General features: G+C 23.7%; 23 protein-coding genes and 1 tRNA gene. 3 read left to right on the top strand and 21 right to left on the bottom strand.

Annotated elements, in window-relative coordinates:
• Positions 1 to 94: 94 nt before the first annotated feature.
• The 12 genes from T523_RS03010 to T523_RS02955 all read right to left on the bottom strand — a co-directional run bounded on the left by T523_RS03010 (position 95) and on the right by T523_RS02955 (position 11,587).
• Positions 95 to 994: a CBS domain-containing protein gene (locus T523_RS03010; protein WP_042707446.1), complete on the bottom strand. Its 900-nt coding sequence runs from the start codon at positions 992 to 994 to the stop codon at positions 95 to 97.
• Between the two features lie 537 nt (positions 995 to 1,531).
• Positions 1,532 to 2,575, bottom strand: a complete 1,044-nt coding sequence (locus T523_RS03005) for a hypothetical protein (RefSeq protein ID WP_042707445.1) — start codon at positions 2,573 to 2,575, stop codon at positions 1,532 to 1,534.
• A gap of 530 nt (positions 2,576 to 3,105) precedes the next feature.
• Positions 3,106 to 4,092 carry an ATP phosphoribosyltransferase gene (locus T523_RS03000; RefSeq protein WP_042707444.1) on the bottom strand — a complete coding sequence of 329 codons (987 nt, stop codon included), beginning with the start codon at positions 4,090 to 4,092 and terminating at the stop codon, positions 3,106 to 3,108.
• A 160-nt stretch (positions 4,093 to 4,252) separates the two neighbouring features.
• On the bottom strand, positions 4,253 to 5,398 hold the full coding sequence (locus T523_RS02995; protein ID WP_042707443.1) for a TIGR04083 family peptide-modifying radical SAM enzyme: 1,146 nt from the start codon (positions 5,396 to 5,398) through the stop codon (positions 4,253 to 4,255).
• Between the two features lie 71 nt (positions 5,399 to 5,469).
• On the bottom strand, positions 5,470 to 5,676 hold the full coding sequence (locus T523_RS02990; RefSeq protein WP_042707442.1) for a TIGR04165 family Cys-rich peptide: 207 nt from the start codon (positions 5,674 to 5,676) through the stop codon (positions 5,470 to 5,472).
• Between the two features lie 114 nt (positions 5,677 to 5,790).
• The gene (locus T523_RS02985) at positions 5,791 to 6,210 is read right to left on the bottom strand and encodes a hypothetical protein (protein ID WP_042707441.1); all 420 of its coding nucleotides are present in this window, start codon (positions 6,208 to 6,210) and stop codon (positions 5,791 to 5,793) included.
• A gap of 36 nt (positions 6,211 to 6,246) precedes the next feature.
• Entirely contained in the window at positions 6,247 to 6,936 is a 690-nt protein-coding gene (locus T523_RS02980; protein ID WP_042707440.1) for a glycosyltransferase family 2 protein, read from the bottom strand.
• A gap of 103 nt (positions 6,937 to 7,039) precedes the next feature.
• Complete coding sequence (locus tag T523_RS02975) at positions 7,040 to 8,008, bottom strand: NAD-dependent epimerase/dehydratase family protein (RefSeq protein WP_042707439.1); 969 nt, start codon at positions 8,006 to 8,008, stop codon at positions 7,040 to 7,042.
• Positions 8,009 to 8,300: 292 nt separating this feature from the next.
• Positions 8,301 to 9,152 carry a UTP--glucose-1-phosphate uridylyltransferase GalU gene (galU, locus tag T523_RS02970; protein WP_042707438.1) on the bottom strand — a complete coding sequence of 284 codons (852 nt, stop codon included), beginning with the start codon at positions 9,150 to 9,152 and terminating at the stop codon, positions 8,301 to 8,303.
• A gap of 436 nt (positions 9,153 to 9,588) precedes the next feature.
• A tRNA-Leu gene (locus T523_RS02965) sits at positions 9,589 to 9,672 on the bottom strand.
• Positions 9,673 to 9,792: 120 nt separating this feature from the next.
• On the bottom strand, positions 9,793 to 10,206 hold the full coding sequence (locus T523_RS02960; RefSeq protein ID WP_042707437.1) for a DUF371 domain-containing protein: 414 nt from the start codon (positions 10,204 to 10,206) through the stop codon (positions 9,793 to 9,795).
• Between the two features lie 40 nt (positions 10,207 to 10,246).
• Positions 10,247 to 11,587: an NCS2 family permease gene (locus T523_RS02955; protein WP_042707436.1), complete on the bottom strand. Its 1,341-nt coding sequence runs from the start codon at positions 11,585 to 11,587 to the stop codon at positions 10,247 to 10,249.
• Positions 11,588 to 12,206: 619 nt separating this feature from the next.
• On the opposite strand from T523_RS02955, the gene T523_RS02950 reads away from it, so the two are divergent.
• Positions 12,207 to 12,656 (top strand): GIY-YIG nuclease family protein, encoded by a 450-nt coding sequence (locus T523_RS02950; protein WP_042707435.1) that lies wholly within the window; start codon positions 12,207 to 12,209, stop codon positions 12,654 to 12,656.
• Between the two features lie 47 nt (positions 12,657 to 12,703).
• Here T523_RS02950 and cfbC read toward each other — a convergent pair whose 3' ends face one another.
• From cfbC to T523_RS02910, 8 genes are all read right to left on the bottom strand, one after another.
• Positions 12,704 to 13,507 carry a Ni-sirohydrochlorin a,c-diamide reductive cyclase ATP-dependent reductase subunit gene (gene cfbC, locus T523_RS02945; RefSeq protein ID WP_042707434.1) on the bottom strand — a complete coding sequence of 268 codons (804 nt, stop codon included), beginning with the start codon at positions 13,505 to 13,507 and terminating at the stop codon, positions 12,704 to 12,706.
• Positions 13,508 to 13,716: 209 nt separating this feature from the next.
• Complete coding sequence (locus T523_RS02940; RefSeq protein WP_042707433.1) at positions 13,717 to 14,973, bottom strand: peptidase U32 family protein; 1,257 nt, start codon at positions 14,971 to 14,973, stop codon at positions 13,717 to 13,719.
• Between the two features lie 144 nt (positions 14,974 to 15,117).
• On the bottom strand, positions 15,118 to 16,527 hold the full coding sequence (purF, locus tag T523_RS02935) for an amidophosphoribosyltransferase (protein WP_042707432.1): 1,410 nt from the start codon (positions 16,525 to 16,527) through the stop codon (positions 15,118 to 15,120).
• A 476-nt stretch (positions 16,528 to 17,003) separates the two neighbouring features.
• A complete protein-coding gene (locus T523_RS02930; protein WP_042707431.1) occupies positions 17,004 to 18,320 on the bottom strand; it encodes a hypothetical protein in 1,317 nt (438 codons plus the stop codon).
• Between the two features lie 286 nt (positions 18,321 to 18,606).
• Positions 18,607 to 19,572, bottom strand: coding sequence for a UDP-glucose 4-epimerase GalE (gene galE, locus T523_RS02925; RefSeq protein ID WP_042707471.1), 966 nt, complete (start codon positions 19,570 to 19,572; stop codon positions 18,607 to 18,609).
• Positions 19,573 to 19,992: 420 nt separating this feature from the next.
• Positions 19,993 to 21,192: an NAD(P)/FAD-dependent oxidoreductase gene (locus T523_RS02920; RefSeq protein WP_042707430.1), complete on the bottom strand. Its 1,200-nt coding sequence runs from the start codon at positions 21,190 to 21,192 to the stop codon at positions 19,993 to 19,995.
• A gap of 9 nt (positions 21,193 to 21,201) precedes the next feature.
• On the bottom strand, positions 21,202 to 21,366 hold the full coding sequence (locus T523_RS02915) for a DUF362 domain-containing protein (protein WP_042707429.1): 165 nt from the start codon (positions 21,364 to 21,366) through the stop codon (positions 21,202 to 21,204).
• 453 nt (positions 21,367 to 21,819) lie between these two features.
• Positions 21,820 to 22,437: an acyltransferase gene (locus T523_RS02910; RefSeq protein WP_042707428.1), complete on the bottom strand. Its 618-nt coding sequence runs from the start codon at positions 22,435 to 22,437 to the stop codon at positions 21,820 to 21,822.
• Positions 22,438 to 23,007: 570 nt separating this feature from the next.
• On the opposite strand from T523_RS02910, the gene T523_RS02905 reads away from it, so the two are divergent.
• Together T523_RS02905 and T523_RS02900 are read left to right on the top strand one after the other, a co-directional pair.
• Positions 23,008 to 24,069, top strand: a complete 1,062-nt coding sequence (locus T523_RS02905; protein WP_042707427.1) for an ATPase — start codon at positions 23,008 to 23,010, stop codon at positions 24,067 to 24,069.
• Positions 24,070 to 24,541: 472 nt separating this feature from the next.
• Positions 24,542 to 24,817, top strand: a complete 276-nt coding sequence (locus T523_RS02900) for a hypothetical protein (RefSeq protein ID WP_042707426.1) — start codon at positions 24,542 to 24,544, stop codon at positions 24,815 to 24,817.
• A 71-nt stretch (positions 24,818 to 24,888) separates the two neighbouring features.
• Here the strand turns inward: T523_RS02900 and argH are convergent, their stop codons facing one another.
• Positions 24,889 to 26,298, bottom strand: a complete 1,410-nt coding sequence (gene argH, locus T523_RS02895) for an argininosuccinate lyase (protein ID WP_042707425.1) — start codon at positions 26,296 to 26,298, stop codon at positions 24,889 to 24,891.
• Positions 26,299 to 26,989: the final 691 nt, after the last annotated feature.

Below are 26,989 nucleotides of genomic sequence, written 5' to 3'. Positions count from 1 at the left end.
AAAAATATCTGAAAATAAAATTTCAATAAATTATAAAATATAAAATAATTAATAAATTAATAAATTAATTAAAAAAAGTAGAATAGTTAATATTTTAACTATTTATAGGGAATTTTTCAAGATTAGTCATTGATTCAATTAAATCAGTTCTTGTAACAATTCCAACAGGATCATTATTATCATCAGAAATAATTAATCTTCCAATTTTATGATTATACATTATTTCAACAGCATTAGCAATTTTCATATCTTTATTTACAGTAACAACTTTAGGAGACATATAATCACTAACTTTTGCATCTTCATCTCCTTTAGCTACTGCTTTAACAACATCAGTAACTGTTAACATACCTACTGCGATTTTATCTACAATAATTGGTGCACCATCAATTAAATTTTTTGAAAATATTTCTGCAGCTTCACGAATACTATTATTAGAAGTTAAAGTAATTAAATTTGTACTACCAATTTCAATAACTGTTTTTTTAGGAATACTACGAATAGTAGTTGTTTCAAGAAGTATTATATTATCAGTATCATCTCTACCTACAACTTTACCAATTACTCCAAGATTATTTACAGGTGTAGGTCCTACTTTAATAGTATCTCCAATATTTAATAATTTAATATTACCTAAAATTTTAATAGCTGCTTCACATTCAGCAGGATGTGGTACACTAGTAAATTCTATTTTTGCAACAGATAAATTTTCTACCCTATTATTATCTTTAAAAATAGGCACTTTTGAACTTTGATCAGTAATAGGTATATTCAAATTATGATAAGCTTCGATTGTTGGTTTATATCCTCCTCTTGGTCCTGGAACCCCTTTAACAAGTCCAAGACTTCTAAGAGATTGCATTTGATTTCTTATGGTACCTGGATTTCTACCCATAACTTCTGCAATTTCTTCCCCTTTTATAGATTTTCCATCAGAGGATTGATATAAATTAATTAAATTTTGTAAAATTTCTTTTTGCACTGATGTTATCATGATTAATACCTTCTTAATAAACTTTAAGAATTTATAATTATAATTAATGATAATTTATATTTTATTATATTAAAACTTTGTTAAAAAATTTTAAAAAATTAAATTTATAATGATAGATTTTTTAAAAAAAAATACTTAAAAGAAAAGATAAAAGAATGATTAATAGAAAAACCATTTTAAAACTTATATATAATCAAATAAAATTATTAAGATAGATATTTAGAATAAATAAAAGTTTTATAAAGAAAAAAAATCTAGAAATAAATAAACTTTCATGAAAGATAATTAAAAATTATATTCTAACATGATAATTAAACATGATTTAAAAAATATACAAATAAAGATTCAAAAATTTGTTTAACTATTTTAAAAGATAATATCTAAAGTTTTAATTTACTAAATTAACTTAAATTTAAATTTATTTAAAAATAAAAAATAAATAGCTTATTAAAAACTTAAATTATTAAATATTAATTTTTATAAAAAAAGAATTTAATATAATAAAAAAAATAAAAGAAGATATTAAAATCTTCTAAACTATTTTCTAAATCTACTAAATGGAACAATACCAAGTATACCTAAAACTACAATTAAAACATACAATGGATTACCAGTATCTTTTAAATTAACAGCAGTAACATTAGAATCATTAGAACCATTATCATTTAACTCTATAACACTTACACTATCTTCTGTATCATCAGGATTAATAACTAAAGAATTAGTATTATTTGTACTAGTATTGTTACTTATATCAGTATTATTACCTGTATCATTAGTAACATCAGTATTATTTGTTGTATTAGTAGTGTTATTACTTGATTCTGGAACATCAAACTCAGTTACCTTAAATCCCCATAAATCACCACGGGAACGATTAGTATTTTCAAAACCTAAAAAATCAAATACCCTGTAATGAGTTTTATTAGTCCATTGCACAGCACCAGTATTATTTACACGGAATCCACTATTATATTTATCAACAACTGCTTTAGGTATAGAACTTAATCCATCATAGTCATAAAGACTATTATAAAATTCCCAAACCATAGATTGTACAATAATACTAGTAGGAACAACATCATTATGATAGTTCATTATTGGATCATAATAAGAATAAAACATTATTTTTAAATATTCACCAATAGGAGTACCATTTGTATAGTACCAATGTCCTTTAACTACTTCAGTATCATTAGCATCAACTGGTCTAAATGAATCATTCCAAAAAATAGGATAAGTTTTACTATCATTAGTTTCTATATATCCACCATCTTTAATAGAATAAGCATTATAACCATTGCTCATAGTTACATTATTAAAACAACGAGTATCACTTGTATAACTAACACGATTTCCATTTTCATCAAAATAATAATCATTAGGATTCACATATTCTGAATCAGTTAAATCATCATTATGATCATTATACACATATTCACCAGAATTATTAACTCCAAATGTATCATTTGTATTCGAATCATTAATAATATTATTTACATTTGCTGCACCAACAGAACTGGTACACAAAATAAATATAGTAAATAAAACCATACATAACAATTTTTTATTAAAAATCATCATATCACCCTCAGAATTTATAAAACAAATATAAACTCTTTTATAGAATATTAAACTTTACAACCAATATATTTTAAAAATTAAGTAAAATATATTCTATTTATATATATTTTATTAATAAAAATATATTACTATATATATTTATATAATATATATAATTTTTTATAAGTTTATATCATTATTAAACAGTTAAAAATCAAAATTAAATATAAAAACTTAAAAATAGTGAACAAATATCATTTTTAATAAAATATTTCAAATCTGTTGAAAATTATTTTTTATACTCAAAATTTAAATATAAAAAAAGTTTTTTTTAAAAATAGAATAATTTCAGCAGATTAATAATTCAATAATAAAATAAGAATAAAATAAAATAAGAATAAAATAGAAATTAATAAGAATAAATAAGAATAAAAATAAATAAGAATAATTGTCTCTCGATTTAAAATAATAAATATAAAATAGATTAAATATTAAAAAATAAATAAATTAATCTTTTATTATTAAAATATTAAATTATTATTAATAATTTAGATTACATACTGTTTTACATCAGACCTAATAACACTAGATGCACCCATACTGGTTATTCCATCTAACATTTCTGGGAAAGATTTTTTATTAATCAAAACATTAATTTGAGAATAATTTTTACCTTTATTTACAGTAGGTTCATGAGAACAATAATTATTATCTATTAAATATTTACATATATTCTCTACTTTTGAATTATCAATATTAAATTTAACATCAAAATATTTTTTAGCAGTAATAGCACCTAATAACTGTTCAAAAATCATATTTGCTTTATCCATTTTCTCTCCAGTACATGCAATACCTGCATATAAACCTGCTGAAGAATGTAAAATCACTTCAATCTGTTTAAGTCCTGCTTTTTTAAGACTTGAACCAGTTTGAGTATTATCAACAATAAAATCTGCTCCTTTTGCAATATAAGTTTCAGTTGCACCATCAGAATTTATAACTTGAACTTGTTTATTATCTCCATCAGTTAAACCTCTTACTTGTACAAAAGGAATTGAATCTCCAAATAATTCTTTATAACCTTCATTTTCCATAATAAACTTTCTAGTTAAATTAGGATACTCTGTAAAACATAAAATAGGATTATCTCTTTCCTTACATGATCTAAAGAAATCAGTTAAATTATCAAATGGAGAATCATTAGGAATAGCTACAACAAGATTAGTTTCACCATAATTTAAATCTCCAATTTTAATTATTTGATTATCTTGCAATACAGATTCTTCTTTTACCCAATCTTCACCAACAATAGCAATATCAATCATACCTCTATTAAGTTCTACAGGTGAACTTTGAGGCCTATTTAAATATGCATCAATATCATCATCATTTAAGAATTTGATATCATAATCTTCATTTTCAGGTTCATAACCTTTAATTTCATAACCTGCATCAACAAATAATTGATGAGTATTTCCACGATTTACATTATTTAAACTTCCTTTTGGAAGTCCTAATCTAATTTTTACCATAATTATAACCTCTATAAGATAATTCTTAATAAAATTATAAATTAAAAACCTTAACTAAATAACTCTTAATAAAATTATAAATTAAAAACATTATTTGTTTTAATTTTAAATTATAAAAATTAAAAACATTAATTATTATAAATAAAATCCAAATAATAAATCATAATGGTTTCATCATTAAATCCATTATTGAATAAGGTTCATCTTCTTTTTTATCTTGTGGTTTATCCATTCCAGGCATTCCGGGGATTCCTCGTTTTAAGAAATCTTTATTTTGTCTTTTAGAAATATCAGAGAATATTAATTTATATGCATCACATTGAGGATCTACTGCTTTTGGAGTATGACTTGCTACAATACCATTATATGGGCAACCTCCTCTACAAAACTTAATGAACTTACAATCACTACAGTTTTCATCAACATATTCATTAAATTCTTCTAATTTTTTCCATGCATCAGAATTTTCTAAATCTTTTGGACTAGGTTTATCTTTAACATTAGCCATTACATAATCATCCATTCCAACAAACCTATAACATGGATAAATACTACCATCATAACCTACTGCAAGTGTATCTCCCATACAATTTGCAAAAGTACATAATGTTCCATGACGAATTAAACTACTTTTTGCCATATGATCAAAATCTTTAATCTGGAATTTATCAAGATCATAAAGATATCTATCAAGTAATGAAACCATTAATTTACCATAATCTTCTTGATTTAATGCCCATGAATCTGCATTATCACCTCTTAAAGATGGAAGAGCTGAATGTATTTTAACAGTTGCATGCATATCCTTAAAGAAATCATAAATTTCATTAGCATAATCTTTAGAATATGAAGTAAATGTACATACATAATTAACAAATAAACCATTATCTTCTGCAAGTTTTACAGATTTCATAGTTTTATCAAAATAATTTTTACCTCTTTGATAATCTGTAATATCCTTAGGACCATCAATACTTGTACTTAATGCAACATTATTCTCTTTTAATAATTTAACAATATCTTCATCAAGAAGCCAAAGATTAGATTGCATTGAATACCCATTAATATTTTTTAATTGATTTAAAATTGGAAAAGCTTCTTTATAAAATTCATATCCAGCAAGTAATGGTTCTCCACCATGAAAAGTAAAATGAACTGGTTCATTATTTCTAAAAATTTCTAACCATTCTTTAATATCTTGAATAATATTAATATTCATTACTTCTGCACGTTTATCTGAACCCCAGCAATATTTACAGTTACCTGGACAATTAAGTGTTGGTATTATCATTACATGAAATGGCATTTTATCACTATAATAAAATAATTAATAATTTAAAAATTTAAAAAAAAGATAATAAGTAATTTCTAGTGAAATTACATGATTTTGTTTAATTCTTTAATAATTTTATCTTTAGGATCATTTGAATGGTCTTCACCTTTTTCAAATACGTATCCACAATTTGTACATCTGAAATATGCAGTTTCTGCATGTGCTAAATGATTATCAATAATTTTACGGCGTACAGTTTTATCAGTTGAACCACATTTAGGACATTTAGCAATTAAATCTTCTACTTTCATTATCTCACCTTATAAATTATATAATCTTATATTTAATAATAACTTACATTTATAAATTATTAATATTCAAAAACATTAATTTCCACAGCAATAGATTAAAATAAATAAATAATATTATTCACTATTAATATCATCATATTCATAAGTAGGTTTTAAAAGAAACATGATGTTTAAAGATGCAAAACCATCTTCATAAACAGGATTAATCTCAAAAGTAAATTGATCTAACCAATCAATAAGATTAATTAACTGTTTAGAGTTAATACCAATATTAAGATATATCTCAAAACCTTCTTCAAAAAACTTAGTTTCTTCTCTTAAAAAGATACCTTGACCATATAAATTATATTCTAAATCCATCATTGCATTTTTAATTTCTTGAGAATCATGACTAATTTTACCGAGATCAAGATCATGAATAACTTTAACTAATTTTTCTGGAAATTCCTCATCATATGGAAAATTTTGTTCCTCATATTCATTCATAGTGTCAAAATCTTTCATTAATTGAATTTTTTCTTCATCAGTATACATAACAATCACTTTATAAAACAAAATAAATAAAATTAATTAATTCCTTTTAAAAATTCTTATAATTTTATCTTTACAAATATTTAAAAGTACACCAACACCATGTGTTACAGGATTTTTTGTAGAACCATCAACATCATAACGTACAGTAATAGGTACTTCTTTTATTCTAAAACCATTTTCTGCAGCATCAACAAGCATTTCACTTTCAATACCAAAACCTGTATCTTTAAATCTAAAACAATCACAACATTTAGATGAAAATGCTCTAAATCCACTTTGAGAGTCAGTAACATTACAACCTGCAGATATATTAGTAGCTTTATCTAAAACCTGTTGACCAACCCTTCTATATGCAGGAGTATTTTCTTCAGGTCCATTCATATATCTACTACCATTTACAAAATCTGCTTCATCATTAATAATAGGTTCAATTAATTTTGGAATTTCATCAGGATTATGTTGACCATCACCATCAATTGTAATAACAATATCATATTTATCCATAATTGCCTGAAAACCAGATTTCAATCCTTCACCTTTCCCTAAATTCTCTGCATGAGTTATTATTTTAGCTCCAGCAAGTTTAGCAATTTTACTAGTTGCATCAGTACTTCCATCATCAATAATTAAAACATCATCAACATATTGTAATGTTCTTAAAATAACAGAACCAATTGCTACTTCTTCATTAAATGCAGGAATTAAAGCTATTATTGATTTATCCATTAAAACACCTAATAAGCTAATATAAATAAAATTAGAAATTTAAATATAAAAATCTATAAAAAAAATAAACCTAAATAAAGTATTAATGAAAAAAATAGAATAATTATTCTATTCTATAATAATCTTTCATCCATTCAACTGTTTTTTTAATACCTTCTTCAGGAGTAACTTTAGGATTGTGTTTTAAATCACGAATTGCTTTAGAACAATCAACTGTTTTTACTTTAGTAGTAAATGGCTCAGGTGGTGTATAAGTTACAAGTGAATCATCTTTTCCACATGCATCTAAAACAATATCAGAATATTCTTTAATATCTTTTTCCCATTCTGGTTTACTACCTACATTATAAACTTCACCAGGAATAAAATTATCTACAATATTAGCAAAAGTATTTACAGTATCTCCTACATAGTCAATAATTCTTTTATGTCCCATATGAACTGAATAAGGTAAATCATGTAATGCTTTATAAATAAAAATTGGGATAAAACCTTTATATGGAGAATATGCTTCATGAGGACCATAACAATTAAGAGGTCTTACTCTAACAGTTTCAGTATCAAACATAGAAGCAGAATTCATAACCATTAATTCTCCAGCCCATTTACTAATAGCATAATCATTCATTTGATATGTTTCATTAATTGGATGTGTTTCCATAAGATCTTCTGTAATTATTCCTTTATAATCACCATAAACTTCACAACTTGAAAATGAAATCATTCTAAAACCAAGTTTTTCTTGAAGTCTAATCATATTTTTTAAACCAATAACATTAGTTTCCCATAAATTTTCATAATATGCTTCACCATTCCAACGACCATACTCTGCTGCTAAATGATAAACATAATCAAATTTATCATTATCTTCAAATATTCTTTCAATTTGACGATAATTCCTTACATCTCCTCTTACATAATCAGAATATTCATCAGAATATAAATCTGCTTCATCTTCATGATGTAATAAATCAACAGATAATACTTCATGACCTCTACTTCTAAGTTCATTAACAAGATTAGTACCTATAAATCCTGCTCCACCAGTAACTAAAATTCTTTGAGTTTCCATTTTATCTTCCAGATATAGTTTAAATATATTTTACAAAAATTAATATTAAATAAAATCAATTATAACTAAATACATTCTACAAACATTAAATATTAAATCACAAATATTAGAATTAACTAAAACTAAATTCTAAAAATATTATTAAACTTAAAATCAACCTAAACCCAAAAAAGCAAAGATTAAAATTAAATAATAAACATTAAAACCATTTAAAAATTAATTTTAACTAAAAATTAATATTTTAAATTTAATTAATCCTAAAAAAACAAATCATAAATAACATATAACAAGATTATTCAGATTTTACTTTTTCTTTCATATAATTTAAAATTTGATCATGAGCTTCTTCATCTTCAAGAGCAAATTCAATACTAGTCATTAACCATTCCATACGGTTACCAATATCATAAGTATGACCATTAAATATAGAACCATAAATAACATTTAATTTAGCAAGTGCATCAGTTAATTGAATTTCTCCACCTACACCTGGTTCAGTGTTTTCAATATGTTCAAAGATATCCGGAGTTAAAAAGTATCTTCCCATAATAGCAAGATTTGTTGGAGCATCTTTTAAAGCAGGTTTTTCAACAAGCTTATCTATTTTATAAACAGTATCTTCAACTGGTCTACCATCAATAATACCATACCTTTCTACTTTTTCATCAGGAACTCTTTCAACAGCAATAGCTGAAGAATTATATTTTTTATATACATCAATTAATTGTTTAGTACAAGGAACATCTCCTTTAGTTATAGTATCTCCAAGCATTACTGCAAATGGTTCTCCACCAATATGTTTTCTTGCACAATAAATTGCATCCCCAAGACCTTTTTGTTCTTTTTGACGTACATAAGTAATATCAGCTAAATCTGTAATATCTTGAATTCTTCTTAATTCATTTAATTTACCTTTTTCTTTTAAAGAATGTTCAAGTTCAAATGATTTATCAAAATGATCTTCAATAGACCTTTTATTTTTACCAGTTACAATTAAAATATCATCAATACCAGATGCTACTGCTTCTTCAATTACATATTGAATAGTTGGTTTATCAAATACAGGTAACATCTCTTTTGGTTGTGCTTTTGTTGCAGGTAAAAATCTAGTTCCAAAACCTGCTGCAGGAATAACTGCCTTCATCTTATCACCTTAAAAAAAATTTTAATAATATTTATAAAATCTAAATAAACTTTATTAATATAATCTTTAATTTATATCTTTAAATAAGTTTACATTTTTAAAAATATTAAATAAAATAAAATTATGAAAAAATAAAATTTAAAGTATTTAAATAATTCTTAAACTTAATTAAAAGTATAAATATATAAAATAAGCAAATTAAAATTCATAAAAAACAAAAAACAATAAAAAGTATAAGACTATAAAAAACTATTTAATTTTTAAAACAAATTTATTAAATTTAATTTTTAAGATTAAAGTATTTTAAAATTATTATAAAAAAATAGAAATTCAATTTCCAAAAAAAAAAACACTAAAAATACTACAAAAAATAAAAACCCAAAAATATCAAAAAAATACAACAAAAAATAAAATTCTAAAAAAAGTCATATATAAATGCGGGGAACGGGACTTGAACCCGCGAAGGGACTAACCCAATAGGCCCTCAACCTATCGCCTTTGACCACTCGACCATCCCCGCATATCTAAAAAAAACAATTAAATAAACAGTATTTAACTATTTAGTTGTTATAGTATATAAAGTTTATGGAAAAATTAAGAATTTCACATAAAAAATATTTAGATAATAGAAATTAAAATTTCATTCTAAAATAATATCAACAAATAAATCTTTAGAATCTTTAAGATCTTCAATTAAATCTCTATTTAAATCACAAGAAGCTTTATTTGCTTTAATCATCAATGTTCTTGAACAAATAAAATTACTTTTTCTAAAAACCAAATCTGTCGGATGATTTAATGGTAAATCTGGATGACCATAACCAATAATCTCATCAGATGCATTTTCAGTTTTTAATTTAACAATTATTTTAGTATTAGAATTTCTAAGTTTATTTTTAAAATCTTCTGGAAAATCTAACATAGATTTATTAATATCTAAACCAATAATACAATCCCCAGACTTTGTGAGATTTTGATCTTTAGTAATTTCAAATGTTGATTTATGCATAGCACTTACATTTGGATGTCCTTTTGCTTTAATCTTAAAATTCATAAAAAAAATACCTCATTAAAATAAAAAAAATAAGGTCTATTTAATAGACCACAAATAAATAGATTATAAATACTACAACCATTATCCAGACAGACCAACCTAATTCTTTAGCTTTACCATTTGCTAAACTTGCAAATGCATAAGTGATGAATCCCCATGCAATACCAATTGAAATAGAATAAGTTAAAATCATCATAATAATTGTCATAAATACAGATGCTGTAACCATTAAATTATCCCATTGAATATTTTTCAATTGAGAAATCATCATCATACCAACAATAACTAATGCAGCTGCAGTAACTGGAGCAGTGAATAAAGATAATACTGTAGGTGCAAAGAATAATGAAAGTAAAAAGAATATTCCAGTGAAAACTGAAGTTAAACCAGTTCTACCACCTAAAGAAATACCAGTTGCACTTTCAACATAAGCAGTTAATGTACTTGTACCTAAAATTGCACCAATAATTCCACCAAGAGCATCACCTAAAAATGCTCTATCAATACCTTCAACATGACCAGTTTCTTCATCAACAAAACCACATTTATTTGCTAAAGGAATTAAAGTTCCAGTAGTATCAAAGAAAGTAACAAATAATAATGAAAATAGAATTATTATTAAATTAGGAATATTTGAGAATAATCCTTTAAAACCACTTACAAATGATCCAAATAATGAAACATCAAAACTAGTTGATACCCATTGAGTTGGAACTGAAGGCATTACAATACCATGTCCTATAAATCCACATAAAGTAAAGATTAAACCAATAATAGCAGTTATAACTAAACCTGCAAAAACAGCAAGAGGTACTTTTTTAATATATAATATTAATGTAATAAAAATACCAATAAATGCTAAAAGAGCAGGAGCAGAACATAAAGAACCCATAGAAACAAGAGTTGATGGACTAGAAACAATTATACCTGCACCTTTTAAACCAATAAATGCAAGGAAAAAACCAATACCTGCACCAATAGCTAATTTTAAATCCATAGGAATAGTGTTAAGAATACTTTCCCTTAAACCAGAAATAGTAATAAGTAAAAATATAATACTTGAAACAAAAACAGCAGCTAAAGCTACATTCCAATGATTACCCATAGCAATAATAATTGTATAAGTAAACAATGCATTCATACCCATACCTGGAGCGAGTCCAACAGGATATTTTGAAATAAGACCCATAACAATACAAGAAACACCAGAAGCAAGTGCTGTAGCGAAGAATACACCAGATGCAGGCATTCCACCTTCACTTAACATTGTAGGGTTAACACCTAAAATATAAGCCATAGCTAAAAAAGTAGTTAAACCTGCAAGAAATTCTGTTTTAATATTAGTATTGTTAGAATCTAACTTAAAAAAACCATTTAACATAAAACACCTCAATAAAAAAATAATTATTAAATTAAATAGTTCAAAAATTTATATAAACAATTAGAAATAAGAATTAAAAATAGTATATTCATGTATTATTTTAATAGATAAAACCCTAAATAAATAGAATTTAATTAATTAAAACCACTAAATTTTAATAATACCATCAAACCTTATCTAAAATAATTATTAAAAATATAAATCCTCTAAAACCTTATTCATTAAATAATTATTAAAAATTCATATAATAAATACTAAAAAATTCAATTAAATCATACAAATTATAAAATTTTAATTAAATTTAGTAGTACCTAAAAATAATTATTAAAAAAACATTTAAATTAATATTATATCAATTTAAACAATTTTCTATAAATAAATATTTAAATAAAGGATTTATTAAAATTTCCTATATGATTCCAAAATTAAAAAAACAATATACTAAATTGAATACTAATATTAAAAATCTCTTAAAAATAAAATGCCAAAAATAAAAAACTAAAACAAATATTAATATTACTAAATTCTTAAAATAATTCCAAAAAATAAAGAAAAAACAAACTAAAATAAATATTACTAATTTCTTTAAAATATAATTCTAATAAAAGAAGTGAAAAAAATGAAAGGTTCATATTGTCTTATAATATCATTATCAAAGGAAGATAATTTAAAAATTGGAAGTTTATATGATAATTTAAGATTCAAAAAAGGATATTATGTTTATATAGGTTCTGCAATGAATTCATTAATACCAAGACTTAAAAGACATTTATCAGATAATAAAAAAATGCATTGGCATATAGACTATTTACTTAAAAGTAAATATGCAAGTATAAGTGAAATATTATTTACAGATAGTAAAAAAAGAATAGAATGTGATTTAGCAGAAAATATCTCTTCTAAAGGAGTCGAAATTCCAAATTTTGGTTGTTCTGATTGTAATTGTAATTCACATTTAATATATTTTAAAAATGAAGAAGAAGCTATAAAAAATGTTAAAGATGCATATAAAAGTTTAAATATTGAATTTATGAATTTAGAAGATTTTAAAAATTTAATTAAAAAATGAATCTAATATTAAAAATTGTAAATTATCAGATGAATTTAAAATAATATTTAATTCATAATAAATGATTTGAAAAAGTCTTCAAATTTTTCATCATCCATAGGTTCAGGAATACAATAATCATTATTAGACATTAAATTATCTGCAAGTTTTTTATAATTTTTAGTTTCATCTGAATTAGGATATTTTTCAACAACTGTTTTTGCATCAAGTTCAGCATCTTGAATAAGATTACTTCTTTCTACAACACCAACTACTTTAGATCCTATTTTAGAAGCAAACTCATTAACAATATCTTCTTCATTTTCAACATTTCGTTTATTACAGATAATTCCACCTAAACGGCCTTTAAGCTTTTTAATCCCACGACATATATTATTAGCTGCATAAAGTGACATGTATTCACCAGATGAAACTATATAAACTTCATCAGCATAATCTTTTCTTATAGGTACTGAAAATCCACCACAAACAACATCTCCAAGTACATCATAAAATCTTATATCAATATCATCAGAAAATGCATTTAATTTTTCAAGATATTTCATTGCAACAATAACACCACGTCCTGCACAACCAACACCTGGCTCAGGTCCTCCACTCTCAACACATAAAACATCATTGAAACCTTTAAATACTACATCTTCTAATTTAGGATGCTTATTATCTTTAACAGTATGTATAATTGTTGGTATTCTAGAACCATATAATGTTCTTGTAGTATCTGCTTTAGGATCACAACCTATTACCATAACTTTTAAATCTTCCATACTTAATGCAGCTGATAAATTAGCTACAGTAGTAGATTTACCAATTCCACCTTTACCATAAATAGCTATCTTCTTTTCTGTCATAGTTCACCATTATATGTTTATCAATTAAAGTTTTTATAAAAATATTTTATCTAAATTTTAATAGACTAATTTATTTCACATTTATAATTTAAAAAATCTAAAATAAATTAGATTAACTATAATCTTCACGTTTTAATACTATCTAAATTTAATAGACTAATTCCACATATATAATTTAAACAGTACATAAAAATCTAAAATAAATTAGATTAACTATCATCTTCACGTTTTAGTAATTTATATACAAAATCACTTTCACGTAATTTATAAGGAATAGCTACACCTACATTTACTCCTTTAGGTGCATGATTTATTTTTTTATTATCAATTTCCATAGAATCAATGGTATATCTTACAGAACCTGTTGTAGGACCTTGAATCATTATTTCATCCCCTATTTTTAAATCATCCCAAATCTTAAATTCTGCAACTTTTGGTTTATTATAATAATTTACTACTTTACCAATATCTTTTTTAATATACTTTGATTTATTATTTTCACTTAATTCATATGGAGTATTAAAATAGAATCCAGTGTCAAATCCACGATTAAAGACTTCTTTTAATCTTTCCATCCATTGAGGATTATAAACATAATTTTTACTATTTTTTTCATATAAATCTATAGCTTCTCTATAAACATTTGTTGCAGTAGCACAATAATCAGCAGATCTTGCTCTTCCTTCTATTTTAAATGCATCTACCCCAGTATCCATTAATTCAGGAATATGTTCAATCATAGCCATATCTTTTGGAGAAAAAAATGTAGTCCTATAAGAATTATCATATGCTTCAGAAATAATAAATGATTCTTCATCAGTTTTTAAATCACTATTATTAATAACTTTATCATTAGATTCATAGTCAAAAGTGAATTTCCAATTTTTACGACATGGTTGTAAGCAATCTCCACAGTTTGCACTTCTACCATATAAACCATAGCTTAAAAAGCATCTACCAGATATTGCCATACACATAGCACCATGAATAAATATTTCTGTTTCAATTGGAGATTTTTTACATATTTTTTTAATTTCGGGGATTGATAATTCTCTTGATAGAATAGCTCTTGTAGCTCCTAATTTTTTAAGTGTTTTTAGAACATATGAATTACTTATATTTTCTTGAACACTAATATGTGGTTCAATACCATAACTATCTACAGCTTCTATTAAAGCAATATCAGATAATATAAGTCCATCAACATCCGCATCTGCTAATTTAGGTAATTGTTCATTTAACCTTAAAATATCTTTATCTTTCATTATTGTATTAGTACAAAGATATAATTTAGAACCATAATCATGTGTAATATCTGATGCTTTTTTAACATCTTGAAGACTAAAATTACTAGCATTTATACGCATATTTACTCCTTTAAGACCAATATATACTGCATCAGCACCATTTTTTAAAACTGCTGTAAGAGATGTAAAATCTCCAGCTGGTGAAAGTAATTCTACCATAATATCATACCTAAAATTTAATAAAAATTAAAAAAAATAGTAAAAAATTAAACTACAATCAAAATAGCTAAGTTTAATTATAACTAGTTAAAATATAAAATAAAAAATTAAAAATTTTAAATGTTTATAAATATTTTTATATATTTAATAAAATTTATAATAGGTTTCTACTTCAAGATCATGTGGTAAATAAGTTGGATAATCTTCAGTAAGACAACCTAAACATAATTCTTCTTTATCCATACCTATTGCCTTAACAAGAGAATCAATACTAATATATCCTAATGCATTAGCACCAATTTTCTCTCTCATTTCTTCTATAGTATTATTAGCAGCAATAAGTTCTTCTTTTGATGCCATTGCAACACCATAGAAACAAGGTGCAACAACAGGAGGACAACCAATAAGTAAGTAAATTTTATTAGCTCCTGCTTCTTTTAAAATATTTATTAATTCAGCAGAAGTAGTTCCTCTTACAATACTATCATCTATTAAAACAATATCTTTACCTTCAAGGCCACTTTTCAATGGATTTAATTTAAGTTTTACAGCCATTTCACGTTCTTCTTGTGTTGGCATAATAAATGTTCTTCCAACATACCTATTCTTAATTAAACCTTCACCATAAGGTATACCTGATGCACGAGAATAACCAATTGCAGCAGGAATAGCAGAATCAGGAACAGGAACAACTAAATCTGCATCAAATGGAAATTCATCATATAAATATCTACCAATTTTTAATCTTGTATCAAATACTGATTGTTTATCAATAACACTATCTGGTCTTGCAAAGTAAACATATTCAAACATACATCTTGCATTTTGAGTTTCATCTGCAATTTCTAAAATATGACTTGAAATATTACCATCTACAACAGAGATAATTTCTCCAGGTTCTAAATCTCTAATAAAATCTGCACTTAATACATCAAATGCAACTGTTTCAGATGCTGCAATGAATGTATCTCCTTTTTTAGCAATGACAAGAGGTTTCATACCTTTTGGATCACGTACTATATAAAGTTCATTATTAATTAAAATAACAAGAGAATAAGAACCAATAATCATACGAGAAATCTTCTCAAAAGTATCAATCATATTATCAGATTGAGAATGTACTTCTTTAATAAGATAACATAATACTTCACTATCTGTATCAGAATTAAATTCATAACCTTTTCTTTCTAATTGCATTCTTAATTGTTTTGAATTAACAATATCCCCATTATGAGCCATTGCAATATAACCACCTTCAAAATCAGTAACAAAAGGTTGTGAATTCTCAAGTTTAGATTGACCAGTTGTTGAATATCTTACATGACCAATACCTACATAACCATCTAATTTTTGGATTTCATAATCTTTAAACACATCTGCTACAAGCCCCATTCCACAATAATAATTAATACCATTAATATCATTGTATGTAGCAATACCTGCAGATTCTTGTCCTCTATGTTGTAATGCATATAAAGCATAATATATAGAAGGAGCTACTTCTTTAGAGGAATCATTAGAGTAAATTCCTACAATACCACATTTATCCTTCATTGTATTCTCCATTTTAAAAAAAATTATTAAAAAGTTTTAACTTATTATTATATAAAATTATATAAATTTTATAATATATAGATTTTGGATTAATTTAAATAGCTTATAAATAAATCTTATAATTTAATATAAATTATAAAAAATTCAATAAGAAGTAAAAAAATAAGATTAAATTAAAAATATTAATTTAAAGTATATAAAAATATATTTAAAGAAATAATTAATCAAGATTTAAAATCAAAATTTAAAAAAAAATATAATACAATAAAAAACACAAGCTTAATCACAAAAATAAAACCCAAAAAAAATAATAAACCTAAATTAAAACATGAAAAATATAATAGAAGAAAAAATCTTTATTTAAAATAATAATTTACTTAAAAAAAAAGTAGATAAATTATTTTTAAACTTAAAATAAATAAAAACTAGAAAAAATAAAATTAAAATAAAATTTTTATTATAAATTAATAAAAAAACTATTCTTTACGTAGCTTAATAAATATAAGAGCAGTTCTTACAACTTTTAACCAATCAATAGCTTCATCAACAGAAAGTGCACCAATGAATCCTTGACCAATTATAATATTTTTAGGTTTAAATTCATTAGTTGCAATAACTACCATTTCTTCATCATTAAGTACTTCATTAAATGTATCATTCCAAAGTTGTGGAAGTGAAAATATTTCTAGTATTTTTTCAGTATGAATATTAGAATATCTTGTTTTAAAATCTGCAATTTCTGATTTTAATTCATCATTAATCTTCTGTAAATTATTAATATCAGAACTTAATTTATTGTTTTCTGATTCTAATTCTAATAAATTATTTTTAAGTTCATCATTATCAGATTTTAATTTATCATTTTCAGATTTAATTTTATCATAATTAATATTAATTAAATCAAAATCATTTTTAACAGATTTAAAATGATTAATATTTAATAATGAATTTAAACCAATTTTAATAATTATTTTATTAAGTTTTGATTCAAGATATTTAAGATTAACATCAGTATTTAAAATTGGAAAATGTTCTATATAATTATCTTCTGTTTTTAATTCATTGTAAAATTCATTATATAAAATTTTATCTTCACCTTCAGCAATAATAATTATATCTGCACCAAAACTTGCAATTTTAGCAATATTCCTATTATCTGTTTGAATAATTGCAGATAAATTAATATTAAATTGTGAAAAATCAATATTTTTACATATTGCATTTAAATATTCAGCATTTTGACTATTATTTACAATAATTCTTAAATCTATAAAATTATTCTTGAAATCATTTAATTTACTAAGTTTATCATTAATTAATAAATTATTTACATCATCTTTAAAATTTAATGAATCATCATCTTTTTTTATGTCTTGAGTATCATTAATATTTTCTTCATTAAAAAATATTGGCTTAAAATCATTTACAGAATTATCTTTATATTCCAAATCATTTTTATCATAATCTGGATAATTTTCATTATTTGAAATATAATCTTCTTTATCTAAATCATAATCTTGATTACTGTATTCATATTCTTTATTTTGATTATCATTAGATAAGTCTCTTAAAATATCTTTACTAAGTTCTTCCCCAGTATAATTATTAAAATCATCATTGATTTGTCTATTATAATTATTATTTTGATATTTATTTAAATTTGATTTAGATTTTTTATTTGTATATTTTTGATTAATTCTTTTAGATTCTTCATGAAGATTCTTATTCCAATAATCATCATCTTCTTTATGTATATGTTTTCTATAAACTTTAGTGTTATTTCCCCTTCTCATTTTAATACCTACCTAAAAATGAATTTAATTATATAAATAATTAATAAATTTTATTTAAACAAATAAAACATTAAAATTTCAAATAATTAATTAAAATATTTTAAATTATAATACAATTAATTTAAAAAGAAATTTAAAAATCTAATTAAAACAAACCATAATACAACCACTCTCTGTGTAGTGTTCATCTACACAAAAAAACATAGTTCATCAAAACAAACTATAATACAACCACCCTAAAAAAGAAATTTAAAAATCTAATCAAATATTAATTTAGAAGACATATTTAAACATTGTTTAATTTTTTATGCCAATTCCAAGCAGTTTCAATAATATCTCCAATATTTGAATAGTCTGGAGACCAGCCTAAAACCTCTTTAATTTTATTTGAATCTGCAACAAGTTCTGCAGGATCACCAGGACGACGACCTTCAATATTAACTGGAAAATCAATTCCTGTAATTTTTTTAACAACATCCACAATTTCTTTAACTGAAAATCCTTTACCATTACCAATATTAAATATATTAGATTCTCCACCATCTTCAAGATATTTTAATCCTTCAATATGTGCTTGAGCAATATCATTTACATGAATATAATCACGTATACATGTTCCATCAGGTGTTGGATAATCATCACCAAATATGGAAATACTACTTCTTTTTCCTATTGCAGCATCAAGGATTAAAGGAATTAAATGTGTTTCAGGTTCATGTAATTCACCGATTTCACAATCAGGATCATCACCACAAGCATTAAAATATCTAAAAATAACATATTTAATATTATCTTGTTTTTTAAGAGCTTCTTCTACACGAAGTTTAGATTTACCATATGGATTAATTGGTTCTAAAGGACTTGTTTCTTTAATTGGTATAACTTTAGGAGTACCATATACTGCAGCTGTAGATGAAAATATTAACTTATCAATATTATGTTCTTCCATTGATTTAAGTAAAGTTAAAGTATTTTCATAATTATTTTTCATATAAATATCAGGATGTTTCACAGATTCTGCAACAGAAATATAAGCTCCAAAATGCATTACAGCATCAATATTATATTTTTCAAATATTTCATCTAAAAGTTCTTTATTACCATAGTCACCTTCTATAAAAGTTCCCCATTTAGCAAAATCTTGAAATCCTTTAATTAAATTATCAAGAACAATAGTTTCATATCCTGATTTATTTAAAGCTTTATTTACATGTGAACCAATATATCCTGCTCCACCAGTTATTAAAATCATTATATCACTCATTAAAATAATAAAATACATATATTTCAAATCACTATCAAATAAAATTTATTTATAAAAATATAATTACTTAAAAATCCAATAAAATAAATTTTAAAAGAATCTGTAATTTAAATATTAAATTAAAAAATTCAATTTATAATATTTAATAATATATTTAAATAAATATTTAATTGTTTCAATAAAATAAGATTTTAAATTAAATATTTAAAGAAAAAATATTTTAAAAATTAAACAAATAAACTAATAAAAACAAAATAAGATTATTAAAATTTAGAATATTATTCTTTATAATTTAAGAATAAACAGAATTTTAAAAAATTAGGTTTTAAAAAAACAATAATTAAAAAATTAAATTAAACAAATAATTTAAAAAAATGTTTTAACTAGTAAAAATTAAAAAAATAGGATTTATAAGAAATATCTACCTATTTTTAAAGCTGCTGAAGGAGAAACTTTAATTAAAGCTTTTACAAGTTGGGTTGTAGAAACTTTAGTGAAATCCATATCTTTAAATGCATCAGCGATTTTATTAAGATCTTCATCTTTTAAATCAAGCATATAATTTTGAACAACTGCATATTTTTTAATTTCTTCTCCAATATCATCCCTTACTAATTTATCATATTTTTTAAGGAATTTAGAAGAATAATTTCCTTCTTTAATAGCTTCAGCTGCTACTTGACCAGCATACATACCACCAGTCATACCACTAATAATTCCTCCACCAGTTAAAGGATTAACTTGTCCAGCTGCATCTCCACAAACCATTATATTATCATCATATATTTTTTTAGGCATACCACCAACAGGGTCTCCACCAACATTCATTTCAACAGCTTGTGCATCTTTAGTAATAGGACTTTTTGCAATCCAATCATCTAAATATTCTTTAGCAGTTTTACCTGGATTAAGTTTTTCTGCAGTAGGAGTAAGAATTGCTAAACCAACATTTGCAATGTCATCTCCTTTAGGGAAAATCCATACATATCCTCCAGGAGCACAAGAACCGAAATAGAATTCAATAACTCCTGGTCTTTCAAAGTGTAAATTACACATTTCATATTGGAAACCAGATTCCATATGAACTGCTTTTGTAGCTGTTTTTAAACCTGCCCATCTACCAACATGAGATTCTGGACCATCAGCTGCAATTACAATATGTGCTTTAATATCAAATTCTTCTCCAAATTGTTCACAAGTAACAATGAAAGAATCTTCAGCTTTAGTAACTTTTTTAGCTAATGTTTTAATTTTAATTTCTGCACCAGCCCTAGCTGCATCCATAGCCATAAATTTATCAAATACTTTCCTTTCTAAGATATAACCTGCTTCAGGAAGTTCAATTTCTTCAGAAGTCATCCATACACTAGTATTATCAGGTGCTACAAGTCTTACACCATCTAATTCTTTAGCAATGAATCTAGGATTAGGTTCTACACCTAATTTTTTAAGACCTTTTTTAGAAACACCTTCAGCACATCTTTTAGGAGCTCCAATTTCAGATTTTTTATCAATTAATATTACTTTTGCTCCACCTAATGCCGCATGTTTTGCTGCTGTAGAACCAGCAGGTCCTGCTCCAACGACTAATACATCTGTTTCTATCATAATATACACCTATTCTTGTTCTAATGCATTTATAGGACATGCTGCAACACATGTACTACATTCTTTACACTCATCAGTTTTAAATTCTAAATTTGTTTCTCTGACTGTGATTAAATTTCTTGGACATACTCCAGCACATTCACCACAGTAAACACACCAATCTTTAACAATCATAATAATTTTCTCCAAAAAATATTGAAAAAAGATTTAAAAAAAAATAATCTTAATAAATTAAGTTAATAATAATATTATTTCTTATATTATTTAAAAGTTTACCATATAATTAATAATGATATAGTTAGTTTTAAAACGGATTTTAAAAACTGAATAAAAATTATAATGATTAGATTATATTATAAAAACAATATAAACTAAGAATTAGTGAAAATAAAGAATATCAATATAAGTTATAAAAATAAAAAAAAACAAATAATAAACTTATAAAAAAAAAATATAAAAATTAAAAAAAACCAAATAATAAACTTATAAAAAAAAAATATAAAAATTAAAAAAAAAACCAAATAATAAACTTATAAAAAAAAATATAAAAATTAAAAAAAAACCAAATAATAAACTTATAAAAAAAAATATAAAAAATAAAATTTTATATTAAAAACTATAAAAAAATTAAATCATATTTGGAACTCTTAATGAAGCTGGAAGTGGTTTAATTTTAGCAGGAGTACCAATAGCTAAGTAATAAGGAGGAACACTTCTTGTAACAACTGCTCCTGCAGCTACAATAGCTCCTTCACCAATTTCTAAGTTTGATAAAAAGGTAGAATTACCCCCAACAGAAGCACCTCTCCTAATTTGAGGTCCTTTAAGTTCATAATCAACTCTAACAGGATATCTATCATTAGTAAAACAAGTGCATGGCCCAATAAATACATTATCTTCTATTATACTATTAGATGGTATATAAACATTAGACTGAATACTGATATTATTTCCTAATATACAATTTCCCTCAATAACAGTATTAGTACCAATAAGTACATCGTCACCAATTGTTGTGTTTTCTCTAATTAAAACATTATGTCCTGTTCTAAAATCATCCCCAATAACAACATCATTATAGATAACAGAATTAGATCTAATAAGAGCATTTTTACCTATAACAGGTTCTTTTGAAAATCGTTTATAATTTACACCAATCTTTATATTATCATCAATGAAATTAGGATTGAAACGATCTACTTTTCTATTTTCATCATCACCTAATATTCCTAAGAATTTTGCCATTTTAACCGACCATTTTTAAAAATAAACATTATTTTTATAATCATTCTCTTTTTATTTTTTAAAGTATAATATATTTAATAATATTTATATCTTTACATTATATATAAACTTAAGTTTTTTTTAAAAATTTACCATAAAAAAATAAAATCCACTAAAATAATTATACAAAATAAGAATAAATATGGAAAAAAATAAACAAAATTAAATTTAAAAAAATCTTTAAATCAAGTTTAAAATATATAAAATTGCTTATTTTTAATAAAAACATTAAATAAAAATTTAATTAAAAAAATCCGAAAACTATACAAAAATTTAATAAATAAACCAAAAATTAAAAAAATAAAAAACCAAAAAACCATACAAAAAAATCAATAAATAAGTAAAAAATTAAAAAAAATTAAAAAAATAAAAACCCAAAAAAAACCATACAAAAAAATCAATAAATAAGTAAAAAAATAACATATAAAGAGTTTAAATTATATAAAATAAAAGAAATATATAAAATTTATAAATTAGATTATTAAGAATATTAATTTAATTAAACAATACTCAAATCATGAAAGGTATAATATGGTAAATAAAGAAGATCTTATTAAAAATATAAAAAGAATAAGAAAAGAAATTGGCCATGAAGATATGGAAATTAATATTAAAGAACTTAACTATTGTGATAAAACTAATGAATTATGGATAATAACTGATGATAGACCAGATAAATCTGCAATAATTGGAAAAGGTGGATGGGTTGTTGGTCGTTTACGTGAAGATCTTGGATATGATAGTATACATGTTGAAAGTTATACTGATTTTATACAAAAAGAATACAGATTAAAACTTTCATATAAAAAATTAAATTCAATCCTTGATAATAAAGATGAAAGTTATTTTGCATATACACCACTTATAAATCTTAAAAACACTATGAAATATAAACTTGATAATATATACACATTTAATTTAAAAAATTATCTTGAAGAAAATTATAAAGAAACATTTAATGATAATACTATAGAACACAAAGCAGTCGTAGCACTTTCAGGTGGTGTTGATAGTAGTTTTTCACTTGTTTTTGCTAAATATCTTGGATTTAATCCTATAGCAATTACAATAGATCCTGGAACAATTGTATTACCAAAACAATTTAAATATAATATTGATAATTTATGTAGAGTATTACCTGCAGATCATGAATATATTCCAATCGATTATACAAATTTAATTGAAGAATCATTTACAGGTAGATTCCATCCTTGTGGTAGATGTTCTGGAACAATTGAAAAAAGAATATTCCAATATAGTATTGAACATAATATTCCTTTAGTAATATTTGGTGATATGTTATCAACAGGTAGTCAATGTATTACTGATAACTATTATAATAATAAATTAGTTCAACGTTTAAATCTACCTGCATCATTATCTTGTGGTAAATTAGAAGGTAAACATATTATGAAAGATTATCCTATAAAATCTATAAAAGGATTTGGATGTCCTCTTTTATATGAAGTACATAAAAAATTTCCACATATGAAAAAATACTCAATACAAAGAATTTTAAGAGAAACTAGAGCTGGTGCTTTAGAAGTTGGAGAAGCTTTAGATTTAATATGGAGTTTTTATAGAACTAAATAAAATATAAAAACTCAATTATAATTTTTTTAACTGTGAAAATATTTATTTAAAATTTAAGTTCAAATCTGTTATTTTTAAAATAAATGATATTTATTAATATAAAAAGTCTAAAGAAAATATAAAAATTATCTATTTATTCTATTTTTTATAAAAATTCAAATATTTTAATATTTGAAATTAGAATTAATAAAATTTATTTAAAGTTTTCAAGAATTTTTAAATAATAAAAAATTTTAAACATATATAATTAAAAATATAAAATTTTATAAAGCATTAGAAATATAACAATTGTTAACAAGTATTTAATGATATTATAAAAGCTTTATAAATAAATAAAAATTTTATAATATAAAAAATAAAAAAGTAATATATTGTGCCTTATTAGTTTTAATGGAAAAACATTTGTCTCGTAAACAAATGATAGGGGTTCAATTCCCCTATAAGGCTTTTAATAAAAAATAAAGGATAAACTATGAAAAAGAAAATATGTCCTAGATGTGGATCACGTAATGTAGAATGGATTATTCCTCAAGTATGGTCACGATGGGTATGTTATAACTGTGATTATACTGGACCAATAATTGAAGCTGACGATGAAATGGAAGCAGATATTGTTAAAAATTGGAATGAAAATAAAGAAGAAATCCTATATAAAGAAGCACTTAGAAAAAATAATAAAAATAATGATGATGAAGAAGAATTAAGTGATGAGGAAATTGATGAAAAATTAAGAAAATTAGGTATTTAATAAATAAAAAGAATATAAAAACCACAAAAAAGACTACAAAAAACCAAAAAATAAAAAAATAAAAAAAGAAATTATTCTCCTCTTTCTTCTTTAATAAACTCTTTAATATGATTCATAGCAAGAGTAACCATTTCTGGTGATGGACCACCTGGAACTTTTCTCATTTTAACATTTTCTAATGGATTAAGAGCATTATTAACTAATTTTTCATCAAGATTTAATTTATCAAAACCAAGTTCCTCTGCAACATCATCAACAAACTTACTTGTAACATCAGTTGCTTCTAAACCTTGACTAGTTGCTTCATTAACAACACGTCCAACAATTTTATGTGCTGTTCTAAATGGTATTTTTCTTTCTCTAACCATAATATCTGCTAAATCAGTAGCTGTAGCAAAGTTTTTACCAGCAAGTTCAAGACATCTATCTTCATTGAAACTTACAGATAAAAGCATTTTAGATACTATACTTAAAACTGCTTTAGATTCTTTAAAACTTCTCCATAAATGAGGAGTTATTTCTTGTAAATCTCTATTATATGTATATGGTAATGCTTTAAGCATGGTTAAAACAGTAATTAACTCACCATTAACACGAGTAGCTTTACTTCTTGCAACTTCTGCAACATCAGGGTTTTTCTTTTGAGGCATAATAGATGATGTTGAACAATATGCATCATCCATTTTAATTACACCAAATTCATAAGTACTCCAAAGAATTAGTTCTTCACAAATTTTTGATAAGGTAGTACAAAGAGATGTAAGGTCAAAGATTGCTTCTGCTGCAAAATCACGAGAAGAAACACCATCCATTGAATTTTCAAGATATCCATCAAATCCTAAAAGTTTAGTAGTAAGTTCTCTATTAATTGGAAAACTAGTAGTAGTCATTGCTGCAGAACCTAATGGATTAAGATTAACTCTTTTATAAGTATCAGATAATCTCTGATAATCTCTTTTTAATGCTTGAACATGAGCCATTAAATGATGAGCAATAGTAATTGGTTGAGCATGTTGAAGATGTGTAAAACCAATAAATACAGATTCTTTATAATTATCTGCCATATCAACTAAATTATCCATAAAGTCTAAAATATCATTTTGAATATCAGATATTTTATCACGTAAAACTAAACGAATATCAGTTGCAACTTGATCATTTCTAGATTTTGCAGTATGCATAAATCCTGCATCAGGACCAACTATGTCAGTAACATAATTTTCAATAGCCATATGAATATCTTCTACAGCAGGGTTAAAATCTAAAACATCATAACCTTCTTCTTTAAGTTTAAGTAATGCATCAAGAATTTTATCTGCAATATCAGAATCAATAATATTTTCTTCTTTTAACATTGTAGTATGTGCAAAATTACATTTAATATCTGCATAGAAAATTTCTTTATCTGCTTCAAGTGATGAAGTAAATTCTGCAGCTTCTTCAGTCATTTCTTTATTTAATCTTCCACTACGTAAAATCAAAAGCTCACCTTATTTAATTAATTAAAAAAAATATATTAATATAATATTTGTTAAATTGATATAAATAATTTGTTTAATATTATTTAAAGCAAAATTCTAATTTTATTAAGTTTTATTAAAATTCTTTAATTAAATATAAAATTTATTTATAAATTAGAGATAAAATGATTTAAAAAAACTAAATTATTAAAAAAAATATAATTAAATTTTAAATAAGAAAAAATTAAAAATTATAAAAATTAGAAAAAAAGTCTTTTACATAAAAAAATTTAACTAAAAAAGAATTAAATTTTAAATCTATTTACATAAAAAATTAGCTAAATAAGAATTAAATTTAAATATTTATAGGGGCCTGAATTTTTGACTTGTTTTTGAGCCCTCATTTTTCTTATTTTTATATTTTTAATTATTGTATATTCTTGTTTTGTAATAATACAATTGTAAAATTAGTAATTTAATAAAAAAAGGTCGTTTAAACCAATAAATTTAAATAATAAGTGCAACAAATATATATTTGACGATTAAAATGTTGCATAACTTAAATTTTGATAAAAACGACCCAAATTATATTATGTTGGACAAAATATTTAAAATTATTGGTTCTAGAAAATCAAAACAAATATTTTCATCTAATGGTTTTAAAAACCTTAAAAAATTAGATACAGTAATCAAAACACAATTTATAAGCATG

The organism is Methanobrevibacter wolinii SH (genome assembly GCF_000621965.1).
In the GTDB taxonomy this organism is placed as follows: domain Archaea; phylum Methanobacteriota; class Methanobacteria; order Methanobacteriales; family Methanobacteriaceae; genus Methanarmilla; species Methanarmilla wolinii.
This window is presented reverse-complemented; position numbering and strand designations above follow the sequence as displayed.